16 protein-coding genes are annotated in these 15,799 nt (G+C 71.7%); 12 read left to right on the top strand and 4 right to left on the bottom strand.

Annotated elements, in window-relative coordinates; genetic code table 11:
- Positions 1-35 precede the first annotated feature (35 nt).
- From ACFYY8_RS22685 to ACFYY8_RS22700, 4 genes are read left to right on the top strand one after another with little or no spacing between them, the layout of a single operon-like run.
- Positions 36-1,241, top strand: a complete 1,206-nt coding sequence (locus tag ACFYY8_RS22685) for an ABC transporter substrate-binding protein (protein WP_390043904.1) — start codon at positions 36-38, stop codon at positions 1,239-1,241.
- Complete coding sequence (locus ACFYY8_RS22690; protein WP_352011981.1) at positions 1,234-2,091, top strand: branched-chain amino acid ABC transporter permease; 858 nt, start codon at positions 1,234-1,236, stop codon at positions 2,089-2,091. The genes ACFYY8_RS22685 and ACFYY8_RS22690 overlap by 8 nt, the downstream gene beginning before the upstream one ends.
- On the top strand, positions 2,078-3,796 hold the full coding sequence (locus ACFYY8_RS22695; RefSeq protein ID WP_390043905.1) for an ATP-binding cassette domain-containing protein: 1,719 nt from the start codon (positions 2,078-2,080) through the stop codon (positions 3,794-3,796). The genes ACFYY8_RS22690 and ACFYY8_RS22695 overlap by 14 nt, the downstream gene beginning before the upstream one ends.
- A complete protein-coding gene (locus ACFYY8_RS22700; RefSeq protein WP_390043907.1) occupies positions 3,793-4,506 on the top strand; it encodes an ABC transporter ATP-binding protein in 714 nt (237 codons plus the stop codon). Before ACFYY8_RS22695 ends, ACFYY8_RS22700 begins: the two co-directional genes overlap by 4 nt.
- Before the next feature lie 58 nt (positions 4,507-4,564).
- On the opposite strand, the gene ACFYY8_RS22705 is transcribed toward ACFYY8_RS22700, so the two are convergent.
- Positions 4,565-5,125: a MarR family winged helix-turn-helix transcriptional regulator gene (locus ACFYY8_RS22705; protein ID WP_390043909.1), complete on the bottom strand. Its 561-nt coding sequence runs from the start codon at positions 5,123-5,125 to the stop codon at positions 4,565-4,567.
- Positions 5,126-5,432: 307 nt separating this feature from the next.
- Between ACFYY8_RS22705 and ACFYY8_RS22710 the strand changes: the two genes are divergently transcribed.
- Entirely contained in the window at positions 5,433-6,140 is a 708-nt protein-coding gene (locus tag ACFYY8_RS22710) for an SDR family NAD(P)-dependent oxidoreductase (RefSeq protein WP_390043911.1), read from the top strand.
- A 10-nt stretch (positions 6,141-6,150) separates the two neighbouring features.
- Here ACFYY8_RS22710 and ACFYY8_RS22715 read toward each other — a convergent pair whose 3' ends face one another.
- Positions 6,151-6,849, bottom strand: a complete 699-nt coding sequence (locus ACFYY8_RS22715; RefSeq protein WP_390043912.1) for a dienelactone hydrolase family protein — start codon at positions 6,847-6,849, stop codon at positions 6,151-6,153.
- 37 nt (positions 6,850-6,886) lie between these two features.
- Complete coding sequence (locus ACFYY8_RS22720; protein WP_390044352.1) at positions 6,887-7,549, bottom strand: phosphoribosyltransferase; 663 nt, start codon at positions 7,547-7,549, stop codon at positions 6,887-6,889.
- 407 nt (positions 7,550-7,956) lie between these two features.
- Between ACFYY8_RS22720 and ACFYY8_RS22725 the strand changes: the two genes are divergently transcribed.
- Positions 7,957-8,715 carry a BTAD domain-containing putative transcriptional regulator gene (locus tag ACFYY8_RS22725; protein ID WP_390043914.1) on the top strand — a complete coding sequence of 253 codons (759 nt, stop codon included), beginning with the start codon at positions 7,957-7,959 and terminating at the stop codon, positions 8,713-8,715.
- 60 nt (positions 8,716-8,775) lie between these two features.
- Here the strand turns inward: ACFYY8_RS22725 and ACFYY8_RS22730 are convergent, their stop codons facing one another.
- A complete protein-coding gene (locus tag ACFYY8_RS22730; protein ID WP_390043915.1) occupies positions 8,776-10,173 on the bottom strand; it encodes an MFS transporter in 1,398 nt (465 codons plus the stop codon).
- A gap of 138 nt (positions 10,174-10,311) precedes the next feature.
- Between ACFYY8_RS22730 and ACFYY8_RS22735 the strand changes: the two genes are divergently transcribed.
- From ACFYY8_RS22735 to ACFYY8_RS22760, 6 genes are all read left to right on the top strand, one after another.
- Positions 10,312-10,899 (top strand): TetR/AcrR family transcriptional regulator, encoded by a 588-nt coding sequence (locus ACFYY8_RS22735; RefSeq protein ID WP_390043917.1) that lies wholly within the window; start codon positions 10,312-10,314, stop codon positions 10,897-10,899.
- A gap of 370 nt (positions 10,900-11,269) precedes the next feature.
- Positions 11,270-12,415 carry a four-carbon acid sugar kinase family protein gene (locus ACFYY8_RS22740; RefSeq protein ID WP_390043919.1) on the top strand — a complete coding sequence of 382 codons (1,146 nt, stop codon included), beginning with the start codon at positions 11,270-11,272 and terminating at the stop codon, positions 12,413-12,415.
- Positions 12,416-12,445: 30 nt separating this feature from the next.
- A complete protein-coding gene (locus ACFYY8_RS22745; protein WP_352011967.1) occupies positions 12,446-13,045 on the top strand; it encodes an isochorismatase family protein in 600 nt (199 codons plus the stop codon).
- A 20-nt stretch (positions 13,046-13,065) separates the two neighbouring features.
- Complete coding sequence (locus ACFYY8_RS22750) at positions 13,066-13,959, top strand: polysaccharide deacetylase family protein (RefSeq protein ID WP_390043922.1); 894 nt, start codon at positions 13,066-13,068, stop codon at positions 13,957-13,959.
- A 1-nt stretch (position 13,960) separates the two neighbouring features.
- A complete protein-coding gene (locus ACFYY8_RS22755) occupies positions 13,961-14,881 on the top strand; it encodes a polysaccharide deacetylase family protein (RefSeq protein ID WP_390043924.1) in 921 nt (306 codons plus the stop codon).
- Positions 14,878-15,798 (top strand): hypothetical protein, encoded by a 921-nt coding sequence (locus ACFYY8_RS22760; RefSeq protein WP_390043926.1) that lies wholly within the window; start codon positions 14,878-14,880, stop codon positions 15,796-15,798. Before ACFYY8_RS22755 ends, ACFYY8_RS22760 begins: the two co-directional genes overlap by 4 nt.
- Position 15,799: the final 1 nt, after the last annotated feature.

A 15,799-nucleotide genomic window follows, 5' to 3' on the forward strand; every position in this document is an offset into this window, starting at 1 on the left:
CGCAAGACCCCCCACCTCATGAAAGGCACCGTCCCATGGGAAAGATCTCCAAGGGCCTCGCGGCGGGAGCGATCGCGCTCCTGACCGTCAGCGCCGCCGCGTGCGGTTCGGGCGACACAGGGAGTTCCGGTGACGCCAAGGGCGCCACGTCCACCGACCCCATCGTCGTCGGAGCGATCAGCTCGCTGAGCGGCCCCGCCGCCTTCCCCGAGGCCTCCCAGGCCGCCAAGGCCGTCTTCGACCGCGTCAACGCCGAGGGCGGCGTCAACGGCCGCAAGATCTCCTACGTCAGCGTGGACGACAAGGGCGACCCGAGCACGGCCGCCCAGGCCTCCAGGGACCTCATCCAGAACAAGGGCGCCGTGGCGCTCGCGGGCGGCGCCAGCCTCCTCGACTGCCAGGTCAACGGCGCCTTCTACGCCCAGTCCGGGATCTCCTCGATCTCCGGGACCGGCATCGACCCCGGCTGTTTCACCTCCCCCGCCATCTCCCCGGTCAACACCGGCCCCTTCCTCGGCACGACCGTCACCCTCTACCACGCCTCCGAAGTCCTGAAGATCGACAAGCTGTGCGGCTTCTTCGTGATCCTCGGCGGCACCTCCGACGCCTACAAGGGCGCCGTCGAGCAGTGGTCGAAGATCACCGGCAAGCAGCTGCTCATCAACGACCGGAGCCTGTCGGGCAACACCACCGACTACACCCCCTACATCCTGCGGGCGCGGGACGCGGGCTGTAAGGGCGTCGTCTTCAACGGCACCGAGCCCATGTCGGTCGGCTGGGTGAAGGCCGCCCAGGCGCAGGGCGTCTCCGGCATCAAGTGGCTGGTGCTCACCTCGACCTACACCGACGCCGCGGTCAAGGCCTTCGGCGACGCGGGCAAGGACGTCGTGGCCCTGTCGGAGTTCGAGCCCTACTCCGACACCTCCTCCGAGGCCACCAAGGACTGGCGGGAGCTCATGACCCAGAACAAGGTGCCGCTCACCTCCTTCGCCGAGGGCGGCTACCTGGCGGCGACGAACCTGGTGACCGCGCTCAAGGGGATCAAGGGCGACATCACCCGCGAGTCGGTGACCGCGGCGCTGAAGGCGCTCGCGCCGATCGAGTCGCCCATGGTCGGCACGCCGTACGCCTTCGGGCCCGACCAGGCGCACTCCTCCAACCGGGCGGCCAAGTTCGTCCAGCCGGACAACGGCTCCTGGAAGGTCATGACCCCGGACTGGATCCGGCTGCCCAATGCTTGAGGGCGCCATCGCCGGCCTGACCGCGGGCGGCGCCTACGCCGTCCTCGGTCTGTGCCTGACCCTGATGTACCGCCTGGGCCGGGTGGTCAACCTGGCCCAGGCGGCGATCGGCGTCGTCGGGGTCTACACGATGTCCGTTCTGGCCGACGGCGGCGTGCCGTACGCCGTGGCGGTCCTCATCGGCCTGGCGGGGTCGGCGCTGGTCGCCGCCGCGCTCGGCTACATGATGGGGCGCTGGTTCGCCGAGGCCGGGACCGACCAGCGCTCCGCGATCGCCATCGCCTACCTCGTGGGCCTGCTCGCCGCGGAGTACCTCGTCTTCGGCACCGACCCCCGGCAGATCCCCGGTGTCCTGGGCGGCCCGCTGGCCACCGTCGGCGGTGTCACCATCACCCAGGCGGCCACGGTCTGCGTGGCGGCGGCGGTGCTCATCACCGCGGGCGTCTCGGTGTTCCTGGCCAGGACCGCGGTCGGCCTGCGGCTGCGGGCGCTGTCGCAGCGGCCGACCACGGCCGAGCTGATGGGCATCCCGAGCAGGCGGCTCGGCGTCGGACTGTGGGCGGTGACCGGCCTGCTGGCCACCGCCGTCCTGCTGGTGGTCGCCCCGCAGCAGAACAGCGACCAGCTCTCCCTCGGCCTGATGGTGATCCCGGCGTGCGCCGCGGCCCTGGTCGGCGGGTTCAGGAGCCTGGTCGGCACCGCCGTCGGCGGTCTGGCGCTGGGCGCCCTGCAGGGGGCGCTCGCGCACGTCAGTCAGCTTCAGGAGTTCCGCGACGTGGTCCCCTTCGTGGCGATCCTCGCGATCCTGCTGTGGTCCCAGCGTGGGGAGGTGTGGGATGCGGCGCGTTGAGATGACCGGGCCCGCGGCCCAGCTCGCCGGCGCGCTCGCCGCGATCGCCGTACTGGCCGCCCTCGTTCCGCAGTACTGGCTCTTCCTGGGCACGACGGCCCTGGTGACGGCGATCTCGCTGAGCGGGCTCGGGATCGTCACCGGCCGCGCGGGCATGATCTCGCTGTGCCAGATGTCGTTCATGGCGCTGGGCGCCTGGGTCGTCTGCGAGCTGAACGTCCTGGCGGCGCCCGGCGGTCTGGTCCTGTGGATCCTGCTGGGCGGTGTCGCCGCCGTACCTCTGGGCGTCCTGCTCGGCCTGCCCGCGCTGCGGCTGCGCGGGGTGCACCTGGCCGTGGTGACGCTCGGCTTCTCCGCCGCGGCCGACGTGATCATCGCGGCGGCGGGCTTCCCCGGCGCGACGACCTTCCAGCAGGTGCTCAGGCCCGCCTTCATCGCCACCGACACCGCCTACTTCGTGTTCGCCGCCCTGCTCTTCGTGGCGGGCGCGGTCGCGGTGCGGCTGCTCGGCCGCACCCGGTACGGCACGGCGTGGCGGGCGCTGCGCTTCTCCGAGCGCGCCACGGCCGCGGCGGCCATGAGCGTGCCGCGCGCCAAGCTGGCCGCGTTCGCGCTGAGCGCCTTCTTCGGCGGCATCGCGGGAGGCGTGCTGGCCGGGCAGATCGGCGTGGTCACCGCGCAGAACTTCGACACCGTTGACTCCCTCATCCTGCTGGTCGTGGCCGTCATGGCGGGCAGCGAGTACGCGGGCGGCGCCATCGCAGGAGGCGTCCTGATGGTGTTCGTCCCGGAGATCCTCCGTGGCCTGGGCGTCCCGCAGGACTGGGGCAGCCTGCTGTTCGCCGTCGGCGCCGTGCAGACGCTGTCCACCGGCCTCAGCATGAGCGAGGACCTGGTGCGCCGCTTCCGGCGCCGCAGGGCCGCCGCCGTGTCCGGGGAACCCGGCTGGCGCACGTCCCACCGGGCCTCGGATGTCACGCCGGAACGGGGCGAGCGGCCCGTCCTGGTGGTCGAGGGTCTGTCGGTCTCCTACGGCCGGGTCACCGCGCTCTCCGGGGTCGACCTGGTCGTGCCCGAGCGGACCGTGATGGGACTGATCGGCCCGAACGGCGCGGGCAAGTCGACGTTCACCGACGCGGTGACCGGCTTCGTCCGCGGCGCGACCGGCTCGGTCACGCTCGACGGGCGGCGCCTTGACGGCCTGCCCGTGCACCGCAGGGCGGCCGCGGGGCTGCGCCGTACGTTCCAGCAGGACCGGGTCCCGCCCGGCCTCACCGTCGCGGGTTTCCTGCGCTTCTCCGCGCACCGCCGGGTGAGCGCGGCCGAACTCGACGAGATGGCCGGCTTCCTGAACCTGGGCGCCCTGAACCGGCACGTCAGCGAGCTGGACGTGGGCAGCAGGCGGCTGCTGGAGGTCGCCGGGGCGCTGCTCTCCCGGCCCAAGGTGATCATCCTCGACGAACCGGCCGCGGGCCTGGCCCACGCCGAGTCCATGGAGCTCGCCGAACGCCTCACGGAGGTGCCCGGCAGGTTCGGCGCCTCGGTCCTGCTGATCGAACACGACCTGGAGATGGTACGGCGGGCCTGCGCGGAGGTCGTGGTGCTCGACTTCGGCGAGGTGATCGCGGCCGGGCCGCCCGCGACGACGCTGGCCAGGCCCGAGGTCGCCCGCGCGTATCTGGGAGACGAGGTGGCGCTGGCATGACCTCCAGCCTGGTTCTCGACGACGTGACCGTCGCGCGCGGCGGCGCCCCGATCGTCAGGGGTGTCTCGCTCACCGCGCCCGCCGGTGAGGTGACGGTGCTGCTCGGGCCGAACGGCGCGGGCAAGACCACGCTCCTGGAGTCGATCTCCGGCGTGATCCCGATCACCGGCGGCACCGTCTCCCTCAACGGCGGGCGCCTCAACGCCCTGGACCGGGTGGCCCGGGCCAGGGCGGGCGTCGCCCACGTCGAGCAGGGCCGTACGGTCTTCCCCGACCTGACGGTCGCGGAGAACATCCTCGTGGTACGGCGCGGCCCCCGCGTGATCGACGAGGCTCTTGAGCTGTTCCCCGAACTGCACAAGAGGCTCGACGTGGCCGCCTCGCTGCTGTCCGGAGGCGAGCAGCAGATGCTCGTGCTGGCCAGGGCGCTGGCGGCCAGGCCGTCGGCGTTGCTGATCGACGAGATGTCGCTCGGTCTCGCCCCGGTGATCGTCCAGCGGCTGCTGCCCGTGGTGCGGGACCTGGCCGCCTCCGGGGTTGCGGTGCTGCTCGTCGAGCAGTTCGCGACGCTGGCCCTGAAGATCGCCGACACCGCGCACGTGCTCGCGAGCGGCACGCTGACCTACTCGGGCCCGGCCGCCGGGCTGCGCTCGGCTCCCGAGCGGCTGCACGCGGCCTATCTCGGGGAGCCGCCTCCGTCCGGCTCCTGACGCCCCCCGACGTCCCACCGCTCCGGTGCCCCGGGGCGGTGGGGCTCCCCGCCCGGCCTCATGCGCCCCGGCCGGGCGGGGTCAGGGGCGCGTGAGGCCGGGCGGTGCCCTCCAGATGCTGGACGACCACCCGCAGGCTCGCGGCCAGGGCGCGGCGCCGCTGGCTGTCGAGCTCCTTGACGACGAAGGCCTCCTCCCGGTTGAACTGCGGGAAGAGGGACCGCATCAGGCGTTCGCCCGAAGGGGTCAGGGTGACCATCACCCGGCGCCTGTCCGCGGGGTTGGGCGCGCGCCGTACGTAACGGTGGGACTCCAGGGTCTTCAGGACGCCGGTGAGGGTGCCCTTGGCGATGCCGGCCTCCTTGGCGACGTACCGGGTCTCGCTCTCCCCCCAGATCCACACGACCCACATGACGACGAACCCGGTCCAGGTGAGGCCGGTGTCGCGGAGCACCGTCTGTTCGAGGTGGTTACGGATCGCGGTCGAGGCCCGGTAGATGTTGGAGACGGCCCACATCGCCTCGAAGTCGAGGTCGAGGCCGCCCAGCCGGTCACCGACGGCCTCTTCCGTGCTGCGCAGGGTGTGGTGTCCCGTCATCTCGGTGTGGTGCTCCCTCACTGTTCCGCTCCACCCTACGATCATGCTCGCCGCGGCTTCTTTCCGGGGGCACCCGAGTGGGAGACCAACTGCCGGAAATATCCGGACAACAAGGGTTTGGTCCCGAACCATATTTCAGGGAGGTGACGGGGAACAAGGCATCACAGGCCCGACTTTCCGGTAAAGCACCACGTCGTCCCAGAGCCACCCAGGACGCATGGCTTGTGCCTCACCCGCCCCCCATCTATCGTACGGAAGCAAATGAATTGCCCGCCTGCCACCGTCGGGCGAGATATCCGAAATTTAGGCACATAGCAAGGAGTCCTTGATGGATCTCGGACTGTCCGGTCTTTCCGCCCTGGTCACCGGCGGAGCCAGCGGGATAGGCCGCGCGACCGTGGACGGCCTCCTCGCCGAGGGGGCGGCCGTGACGGTCCTGGACCGGGCGCCCCGGCCGGACGGCCTGGACGTCACCTGGATCCAGGGGGACGTCACCGACGAGGAGACCGTACGGTCCGCGGTCCCGCCTCGCCTGGACGTCGTCGTCGGCTGCGCGGGGATCTCCGGCCCCATGGGCACCGACGCGCGGCTGACGGCCCGCGACGACTTCGCCAGGACCCTGGAGGTCAACCTCACCGGGCAGTTCCTGCTGGCCAAGCACGCCGCGACCGCACTCGCCGGGAGCTCCTGCCCCTCGATCGTGTTCGTCGCCTCCGACTCCAGCTTCGTCGCCGCCCCGGGCATGGCCGCCTACTGCGCCTCCAAGGGCGGCGTCCTGATGCTCACCAAGGCGCTGGCCGTCGACTTCGCGTCCGACGGCGTCCGGGTCAACTGCGTCTGCCCGAGCATCGTCGACACCCCGATGGCCAGGGGCGACCTCGGCGAGGCCTTCGACGAGCTCGACTGCCCCGTGCTGCGGCCCGAGGACGTCGCCCGCGCGATCCTCTACCTGGCCTCACCCGCGGCCAGGGGCGTCAACGGCACCGCGCACGTCCTCGACTTCGGCGGCCTGGCGACCTCGACCTTCCCCGCCTGACCTCTGTCCCTCAGCCCCCGGCCTGCGGGCCCTGTGGGTCCTGCGGGCTCCCCGGCAGGTGGCGCAGGAACCAGTTCCCCGCCAGGGCCGCGACCCTCTCCAGCGCCCCCGGCTCCTCGAAGAGGTGCGTGGCCCCCGGCACGATCTCAAGCCCCGTCCGCCCCGGCAGCCGTGCCAGCGCCTCACGGTTGAGCTCGATGACGACCTGGTCGCGTTCCCCGACGATGAGCAGCGTGGGCGCGCGGACCGCCGCGAGCGCCTCACCGGCCAGGTCCGGCCGCCCGCCCCGGGACACGACCGCCTTCACCAGGCCGGGCTTGGCGGCGGCCGCGGCGAGCGCGGCCGCCGCCCCCGTGCTCGCGCCGAAGAGCCCGACGCGCAGGCCCGCCGTCGGCTCGTGCCGCGCCAGCCACCCCGCCAGCGCGGCCAGCCGTACGGCCAGCCTGTCCACGTCGAAGCGGAACTCCCCCGTCCCGAGGTCGATCTCCTCCTCAAGGGGGGTGAGCAGGTCGACCAGGACCGTCGCCAGCCCCGCCCTCCTGAGCTCGCCCGCCACGTAGCGGTTGCGGGGGCTGTGGCGGCTGCTGCCGCTGCCGTGCGCGAAGAGCACGACCCCGCTCGCGGGCCTGGGCACCACGACGTCGGCCTCAAGCACGACGTCCGCGGCCGGGATCTCCAACCGCTCCAGGTTCATCCTGACCGCGTTCACCGTTCCCCCTCCTGTCCCCTCTTGCCCTCCTCGACGGTCACGCCCGCACCCGCCTGGCGGCCGCGGCGCGCAGGAGGTCCCGTACCTCCTCGTCCGTGGTTTGCTCGAAGTCCCGGTAGGAGAACCCGACGGCCGAGAAGAGAGGCGGGGTCGAGGCGCAGACCACCTGGTCGGCCAGCTCGCGCAGCTCTCCGAGGGCCGGCTCCGGCGCGGTCGGGACGGCGACGACGATCCCGGCGGGCTCGTGGCGGCGCAGCGCCGCCACGGCGGCGCGCACGGTCGCCCCGGTCGCCAGCCCGTCGTCGACCACGACGACGGTCCTGCCCATGAGGTCGAGCGGGGCGCCGCCCTCCCGGTAGGCCCGTTCCCGCCTGGCGAGCTCCCGGCGCTCGCCGGCCGCCACCTCCCGCAGCGTCTCGGGCGAGACGCCCGCCCTCCGGACGACGTCCTCGTTGAGCACGACGACCCCGCCCCCGGCGATCGCCCCCATCGCCAGCTCCTCGTGACCGGGAAGCCCCAGCTTGCGGACGACGAAGACGTCGAGCGGCGCCCCGAGGGCCACGGCGATCTCGTAGGCCACGGGCACACCGCCCCGGGGAAGGCCCAGGACGACGACGTCGGGTCTGCCCCGGTAGTGCTCCAGGAGCCTGGCCAGGACACGGCCCGCGTCCCGCCGGTCCTCGAACACCCGCTCCGCCATGACGGCCACCCTTCGTCTCCTCCACGGGTTATGCCCACCACCAAAAACGACCTTTAGGACACAAGGCACATTTCACGACTTTTACCTAAAAGATCCCTCAGCCTTACCCTTCGGCGAGCCACATCATCACTCCACGGAACCGGAAGCGGGGAGCTCCGGACGCCAGAAGGTGACATATCCCTTATTTCCTACAAATTTTATAGGGTTTACAAGTCCGCCCCCTCCTTCCCAAGGCGCAGGTAAGAGCCGCGCGCGGGTCTCCGCAGCGGTCGGCCATACGCACTCGACGAGGGGTTCGTACGCACTTTCGCTGATTTCAGGCCGGAACCGGCTGGCAAGAATGACGCCATCGCGTAGGTAGGTGCTGATTCCGGCGCCTCCTGCCACGCAGTCGCGCGGGGAGACAGATGAGATACGAATTGCTCGGGCCACTGCGCCTGGTGGACGAGGAGACGCGCACCGTCAGCGCCCCCAAGGTCGAGACGCTGCTGGCCACCCTGCTGATCCGGGCGAACCAGCCCGTCTCGACCGACGAACTGCTCGACGAACTGTGGGGCGGCGAGCCGCCGAAACGGGCTCGCGCCGCCCTGCACGTGTACGTCTCTCAGTTGCGTAAGAACTTCGTCCAGCCCGCCGTGGAAGGGGCGGCCATCCGCACTCACGCCCAGGGATACCTGCTGGAGGTGGACGGAGCCTCGGTGGACGTGTTCCACCTCCACGCCCTGCACACGCGGGGCCGCAGCGAGATCGGCCACGCCCCGGAGCGAGCGTTGGAGAACTTCACCGCGGCCGCTCGGCTGTTCCGGGGGCCGGTGCTCGGCGGAATCGACAACGGGCTCATCGTCGGCACGTTCACCCGGTGGGCGGAGGAGGTCCGGCTTGAGTGCCTGGAGGCGATCGCCATGTGCTCGCTGCGGCTCGGGCGGCATCGCGAGCTGATCGGCGATCTGTCGAAATGGGTCGAGGAGTACCCGCTGAACGAGAATCTGCGCGAGCAGCTCATGCTGGCGCTCTATCGCGCGGGCAGGCGCGCGGACGCGCTTGAGGTCTTCCGGTCGGCCCGCAGGGTGTTGCGTGAGGAACTCGGCCTGGACCCGCGCATGACCATGCGCAGGCTCCAGGTGGCGATCCTCGCCTCGGACGCCGACCTCGCCATCGCCGGATGACCCGGCGAGGGACGGGCCCGCCGTACGGAAGGGCCCGCCCCTCGCCGCCGGAGGGGATCCTCAGCGCCCCGCGGCGGGGCGGTACCAGACGACCAGGGCGAGAAGCAGCGCGACGACCAGCGCGCCACCGGCCCAGACGAACACCGACGAGATGGTGCGGGCGATGTCCCCGGTCCCCTGGGTCAGCGGGATCAGCAGGGTGGCCAGGCCGAGCGAGCCGCCCACGGTGAGCGCGGTCTGCAGCACCCCCGCGGTGACCCCGGCGTACTCGCTCGGAGCCGTGGTCAGCACGATCATGTTGAGCGGGATGATCGCCACGCCGACGCCGAGTCCCATGACCACGAGGGCCGGGAGCACGCCGCTCGCGTAGGCGCTGCCACCGTCGAGGCGGGTCAGCCAGGCCACCCCGGCCAGCACGACCGCGAGACCGGCGATCGCCCGCGTCTTGAGACCGAACGCGGCGATGCGCCCGGTGAGGAGCTGGGTCGTGGCCAGCAGCGCCAGACCGAAGGGCAGGATGGCCAGGCCGCTCTGCAGCGCGTTGAAGCCGAGCACCCCCTGCAGATACTGGACCAGATAGATCAGGAAACTGGTCAGGACCGCCGCCAGTAGCAGCAGGCTCAGGAAGGCGCCGACCCGGTCCCGCCCGGTGAGAACGGCGGCGGGCAGCAGCGGTTCCGCGGCCCGCCGGTCGACCAGGAGCAGTACCACGACCAGCACGGCCGCGGCGCCGAGGGCCGTCAGGGTCCAGCGATCGCCCCAGCCGCTCTCCGCGGCGTGCACGAGGCCGTACACGGCGGTGGTGAGGGCCGCGGTGCTGAGCAGCGCGCTGGGCAGCCCGAGCGGGCGGGAGCGGGTCGTCTCGTCGCGCAGGCCCAGCGCCCTGACGGTGATCGCGATGAGGACCAGCCCGATCGGCACGTTCACCAGCAGGCTCCAGCGCCAGTCCCCCGCCCAGGTCAGCACCCCGCCCAGCACCATCCCGGCCGAGGCTCCGAGGCCGGTCACGGTGGAGTAGAGGCCGAAGGCCCGCTGCTGCCGTTCCCCCTGGAAGACGATCGCGAGCAGCGCCAGGCCGGTGGGGCCGGCGACGGCCGCGCCCGCGCCCTGCAGCACCCGGCCGGCGAGCAGCACCTCCAGGTTCGGCGCGAGGCCGGCGACCAGCGAGGCCACCACGACCAGCGCGATCCCCGCGAGGAAGACCTTGCGGTGCCCCAGCACGTCGCCGAGGCGGCCCGCGAAAAGCAGCAGGCCGCCGAAGGCGAGGAGGAAGCCGTTCGGTACCCACGACCCTCCGGACACCGACAGGTGGAGATCGGACTGCAGGGCGGGAAGCGCGACGTTCACGATCGTGCCGTCGAGCTGGAGCATGAACTCGGCGCCGACGATCGCCGTGAGCACGAAGGCCCACGCGCGGTCGCTCCGCGGGAGACCGGGCGGGACGCTTTCCTGGGTCATGGAACCTCCACGGTTCACCGACAGGGCGCACAGTGAGGCACCCTCAGGTTAATGGGCACGGTTATACTGAGGCGATCTCAGGTTAAGTGGCAGCATTCAAACTGAGGGTTCCTCAGGTTGTCAAGCGGGAGGTAGCCGGTGGACGACAGGCCATACATCGCCCAGCGCCCGAGGAGGGCCGACGGGCAGCGTAACTACGACGCCATCCTCACCGCGGCCCGCAAGGCGTTCGAGTCCTCCGGCTCCGACGCCTCCCTGGAGGAGATCGCAAGCCAGGCCGGAGTGGCGATCGGCACGCTGTACCGCCACTTCCCCACCCGCGCCGCGCTCGTCGAGGCCACCACCCGCGACGGCCTGGAGAACCTCGTCGCCCAGGCCGGACGGCTGGCCTCGGAGCGGGACCCGCTCGACGCGCTGGCCGGGTGGATGAGCGAGGCCGTCGTGCACTTCAGCACCTTCCGCGGACTCGTCGGCATCCTCACCCGGAGCATGTACGACGAGGGAACCCCCTCGCACGCCATGTGCGCCGCCATGCACCGCAGCGGCGCCGACCTGTTGCGCGCCGCCCAGACAGCGGGTGACGTGCGCTCCGACCTCACCCCCGAGGAGCTGTTCGACCTTCTCAGCGGCGTCGCCTGGGTGCGCGAGCAGACCGTCTCCCGAGGGGACGCCAGCGCACGCCTGCTCCGCCTGGCGCTGGAGGGCATCACCACCCGCGAATCCTGACCTTCGGCGGAACCGCGCGCCTCGGAGCCGAGGCGGAGTCCGTCACGGCTCGGCCAGCTCCCGTACGGCCGGGCCGATCATCCATGTCCGCGGCCACATGGACGGCCTCGCCGCCGCCCGGACTCTCGGCCGTACGGCGTGGCGCACGAGACTCCGGAGGAACGACGCGGCCCGGCCCGCGTCGCCAGGGCGTCATCGGCCCGGCCGGAGCGGCTCCGTTCCCCGTCCCGGCCCTGCCGGGCAACGTGCGACATTCGTCGAATGACTGCCGGTCATCGGCTCAATACTCTCGGGGGAGTTGCCGACGTCGAGAACGGAACCCCCATCGATGGCCCCCTCAAAGCTGCCGCGTCCCCCTCGTGCACCGGCCATGGGCATCCTCGCGGAGGACCTGCAGGGGTCCGTCGCGGTCGCCTGCCGGCTGCGCCAGCGCGGGCTCGACCCGGTGATCGTGCGTCACCCCGCAGCCGTCGTCTCCGACGCGGACGCCATCGTCGTCGACCTCGACCTGCACCACGCCGCGGGTGCCGCCGAGGCGCGTATCCGCGAGTGGGCGGCCTGGCTCGACGACCACGGCTGCGAGCGGGTCGAGGCGAAGCTCAACGCCGAACTGCGCGGCTCTCCGGACGCGCTGGTCGCCGGGATCGACGCGGGACAGGACGAGAACGGCATCCTTCTCGTCGTCCCGGCCTATCCGACCGCCGGCCGTGTCTGCGTCGACGGCCACCTGCTCGCCCCCATGCCGGTGGGCGCCGGGCTCGACGTCGACGTGCGGTCCGCGATCCGCACCGAGAACGCCGAGCTGATCAGGCTCACGACGCTGGACCAGGGTGCCGACGCCGTCACCGCGCGCATCCTTGAGGCCTGCGCCCGCGGCGTCCGGCGGTTCGTCCTCGACGGCACGGTCGAGGCGCACCTCGGCACCGCCGCGCAGGCCGCGACCCGGCTTCGCGAGGAGGGGCACGCCGTCGCGACCGCGAGCACCGGCGGCTGGCTGAGGTTCTACCCCGACCTCGGCCGCGACGGCTTCGTCGTCGTCGTCACCCCCGGCAACCACGAAACCGACCTCGCGCAGCTGCGCAGGCTCGGAGCGGCCTACGGCTCCCGCGCGCTGATCACCACCGCCGCGGAAGCCGCGAGCTGGGGGACGGACGCCGCGCACGAGGTGCTCGCCTCGCATCGGATCCTCGCCCTGCACGAGACCGACCGTGACGACCCCGACCGCTGGGTCGTCGCCGAACAGCTCGCCAGCGCGGTGCGCGGCCTGCTCGACGCCTCGGCCCACAGCAAGAACAAGTGCCTCGGCGTGGTCGTCAGCGGTGGCCTGACGACCACGGCACTGGTCCAGCAGCTCGGCGGCACGAGTCTGAGCGCGGGGCTCGAACTTGAGCCGCTGTGCCCGACCGCACGCATCACCGGGGGCGACTTCGACGACCTGCGACTGCTCTGCAAGGCCACCGGGACCGGCTCCGAGGAGACCCTGCTCCGCATGACCCGGCAGATCCTCGGGGCCTGATCCCACTCACATCCCATGAAAGGACATCGTGTGACCCACCTCGATCCGCTGCGCACCGCGCTCGTCCTCATCGACCTGCAGGGCTCGAACGCCGACCACCCCGTGCACCCGCACCCCGTGGAGGACGTCTTGGAACGTTGCATTCGGCTGATCGACGCGACCCGGAACGCGGGCGGCCTTGTTGTGCACGTGCGCACCAGCTTCCTGCCGGACGAGGGTGACTCACTCGGCGGCAAGCTGCTCACCGACGTCGAACGCCCCGCGCGCCCGGTACGGCGGCCCGGCTGGGACCACTTCCTCTCCGGCGTCGATCCGCTGCCCACCGAGCCGGTGATCGTGAAGCGCAGCTGGAACGCCTTCCACGGCTCCGACCTCGACCTGCAACTGCGCCGGCGCGGGGTCACCACCGTGATCATGGCGGGGATCTCCACCGGATTCGGCGTCGAGGGGACCGCCCGCGCGGCCTACGACCACGCCTACAACGTCGTCTTCGTTCCCGAGGCGATGTCGGCCTACACCGCCGAACAGCACCATCACTCGGTGCGCGCGGTCTTCCCGCAGCTCGGCCGTGTCCGCGGCCTGGACGAGGTCGTCGAGGCGCTGGCCCCTCAGCCCGCGACCGTGCCCTGAAGCGAATACGGAAAGAACCAATGATGGACGAGTTCCTCAGCTATCGGCCCCTCGACCGGCGGAAGAGCCTGCCCCTGCCCGACGGCAAGCGCGTCGCCGTGAACGTGGTCATGAACATCGAGCACTACGAGTATCTTCCGCCGACGAACCCGCACCGGGACTACTTCTACCGCGTGCCGGCGAAGCCGGACATCGTCGGCTACGCGTTCCGCGACTTCGGCAACCGTGTCGGCTTCTGGCGGATGCTGCCGGTGCTCGACGACTCCCCCGTGCAGGTCACCTGCTCGCTCAACTGCGAGGTGCTGCGCCTGTACCCCGACATCGCGGAGGCGATGGTCGACCGGCGGTGGAGCTTCATGAGCCACGGCACCTACAACAGCCGTCTCCTGTTCGGTGAGTCCGAGAGCGCGGAGCGCGAGTTCTACGACTACACCGTCTCCACCGTGCGGGAGCTCACCGGCTACCGCATGCGGGGGATGCTGGGGCCCTCGTTCAGCGCGACCCCGGCCACCTACCGGCTGATGGCCGAGGCGGGGATGACCTACACGACCGACTGGTTCATCGACGACCAGCCGTTCCGGCTCGACGGGCCGAGCGGCGGGGGGCTGATCGGCGTGCCCTACTCCCGCGAGGTCAACGACGCGCTGCTCTTCCCCGGGTCGCCGATGTTCGGTCTGGACAGCGACTACTTCGCCGAGATCGTCCAGTCCCAGTACGAGGTGCTCTCCGCCGAGGCCCGCGAACGCGACACCGCGTACGTCATGACGATCGCGCTCCACCCCCTGTACATGGGCATTCCACACCGGATCGGCCACCTGGCGCAGATGTTCGAGCGGCTGGGCTCGCGGGACGACATCTGGTGGACCACCCCGGAGCAGATCGCCGCCCACGTCGACGCGATCGGATGGTGCTGACATGCAGCTTGTGAGACCGTTGCACGAGACCGAGGGCGGATCCCGCCTCGCCCCGAACCGCGGCTGGCCCGGCGGAGCGCGCCTGGCCGTGGTCGTGCTGATGCACCTCGACCACGTGCCCGCGCTCCCCGGCTCCGCGCCCGGCCTCCCGCCGTCGAGCGTGGCGGTGCGCGGCCCGTACCCGCAGATCATGGACGTGCACTCCACGTCGCAGCACGAGTACGGGCTACGGGTCGGCGCGTTCCGCGTCCTCGACCTCCTCGACGAGCTGGGGATCGCCCCGACGGTCGCGATCGACGCCTTCTCCGCCCGGCACCGTGCCCGCCTGGTGGAGCGCGTCGCCGAGTCCGGCGCGGAGTTCGCGGCGCACGGGCTTGACGGCGCCGGCATCCTGCACGACGGGATGGACGCCCAGGAGCAGCGCGCCTACCTCTCCGAGTCGATCGACGCCGTGGCCGAGGCCTGCGGCGTCCGGCCGACCGGCTGGAGCGGCCTGGACTACGCGCAGTCCACGACGACCCTGGAGGATCTCGCCGACCTCGGCATCCGCTGGACCGCCGACTGGCCCAACGACGAGGCGCCGAACATCCTGGCCACGTCCCGCGGCGACATCGTCGACATCCCGGTGAACATCCACCTCGACGACGTGTTCTCCCACCTCAAGCGCGGCACGCCGATCGGCAGGTGGGCCGACGACATCACCGTGTCCGCACGGCGGCTGCTCGACGAGGACGCGCCGCGCACCCGGACGCTGGTGCTGGGGCTCCACCCCTGGCTCATCGGCCAGCCGTTCCGGTTCGCGCACCTGCGCGAGACGCTGCGCGCCCTGCGCGGCATGGACGGCCTGTGGTGGGCGCGCGGCACGGACGTCGTCGCGCACCTGGACGGCGAGGCACGGCACGACGAAGGAGACCGACGATGACCCTCAACCTGCTGGCCCGTGAGCTCGGGGCATCCGTGGTGGACTGCTCGGACGAGTTCTTCGGCGCGGCCGACGCCCTGCTCCTCTCCACCCCGCCGCAGCGCCCCGGCACCTACGGACTGCGCGGAGCGGACGTCGACGGGTGGGAGAGCCGCAGGCACAACCCCGACCACGACTGGGTCGTGATCCGCGCCGCCCATCCGGGCCGGATCGAGCAGGTCGAACTGGAGACCACCGGGTTCCGTTTCAACGCCCCTCGGAGCATCAGCGTCGACGTCTCCGACACCGCCGAAGGCCCGTGGCAGGAGATCCTCACCGACGCCGAGGTGCGGCCGAACTCCGTGAACGAGTACCCGGTCGCCGACGCCGGACGCTCGGCCTCCTTCGTCCGGCTGCGCGTCTTCCCCGACGGCGGGGTCGCCCGCTTCCGCGCGCACGGCGTCGTCGACGTCTCCCGCAGCCGCCCGCCGGAGGGTGTGCGCCTGTCGGACATCCGGCTCGGATGCCGTGTGCGCGCCTCGGAGGGCTCCTTCGGGGACCCGTGGTCGGTGATCTCTCACGCGATGCCGAGGAACACGCACGACGGCTGGGAGACCCCCCGGCGGTCCGACGCCGATCGGCATTTCGTCGAGCTCTCCTGGCCGGACCCCGTCCGGCTGCGGACGCTTGAGGTCGTCGCCACGCCGTTCCGCGGTAACTGCGCGGCTCGGATCACCGTCGAGGCGTGGGCGGACGACGCGTCCGGCTGGGCGGCGCTGGGAACCTTCGAGATCACCTCCGGGGCGACGACCGTCATCGAGCTCGCCGCCACCGACGCGCGGCGGGTCCGCGTCCGCGCCCTGCCCGACGGCGGCTTCTCCCGCCTCTGGTTCTACGGCGCTCAACTCCCCCTCACCCACCCCCAAGGTCAGGAGTGAC

This window comes from Streptosporangium sp. NPDC001559 (assembly GCF_042893955.1).
GTDB lineage: Bacteria > Actinomycetota > Actinomycetes > Streptosporangiales > Streptosporangiaceae > Streptosporangium.

Excerpts from the sequence above, each read along its gene's own strand:
- ACFYY8_RS22755 (WP_390043924.1), top strand. The coding sequence starts at position 13,961 with ATGCAGCTTGTGAGACCGTTGCACGAGACCGAGGGCGGATCCCGCCTC.
- ACFYY8_RS22710 (WP_390043911.1), top strand. The coding sequence starts at position 5,433 with ATGGATCTCGGACTGTCCGGTCTTTCCGCCCTGGTCACCGGCGGAGCC.
- ACFYY8_RS22695 (WP_390043905.1), top strand. The coding sequence starts at position 2,078 with ATGCGGCGCGTTGAGATGACCGGGCCCGCGGCCCAGCTCGCCGGCGCG.
- ACFYY8_RS22685 (WP_390043904.1), top strand. The coding sequence starts at position 36 with ATGGGAAAGATCTCCAAGGGCCTCGCGGCGGGAGCGATCGCGCTCCTG.
- ACFYY8_RS22720 (WP_390044352.1), bottom strand. The coding sequence starts at position 7,549 with ATGGCGGAGCGGGTGTTCGAGGACCGGCGGGACGCGGGCCGTGTCCTG.
- ACFYY8_RS22690 (WP_352011981.1), top strand. The coding sequence starts at position 1,234 with ATGCTTGAGGGCGCCATCGCCGGCCTGACCGCGGGCGGCGCCTACGCC.
- ACFYY8_RS22740 (WP_390043919.1), top strand. The coding sequence starts at position 11,270 with ATGGGCATCCTCGCGGAGGACCTGCAGGGGTCCGTCGCGGTCGCCTGC.
- ACFYY8_RS22725 (WP_390043914.1), top strand. The coding sequence starts at position 7,957 with ATGAGATACGAATTGCTCGGGCCACTGCGCCTGGTGGACGAGGAGACG.
- ACFYY8_RS22760 (WP_390043926.1), top strand. The coding sequence starts at position 14,878 with ATGACCCTCAACCTGCTGGCCCGTGAGCTCGGGGCATCCGTGGTGGAC.
- ACFYY8_RS22730 (WP_390043915.1), bottom strand. The coding sequence starts at position 10,173 with ATGACCCAGGAAAGCGTCCCGCCCGGTCTCCCGCGGAGCGACCGCGCG.
- ACFYY8_RS22750 (WP_390043922.1), top strand. The coding sequence starts at position 13,066 with ATGATGGACGAGTTCCTCAGCTATCGGCCCCTCGACCGGCGGAAGAGC.
- ACFYY8_RS22700 (WP_390043907.1), top strand. The coding sequence starts at position 3,793 with ATGACCTCCAGCCTGGTTCTCGACGACGTGACCGTCGCGCGCGGCGGC.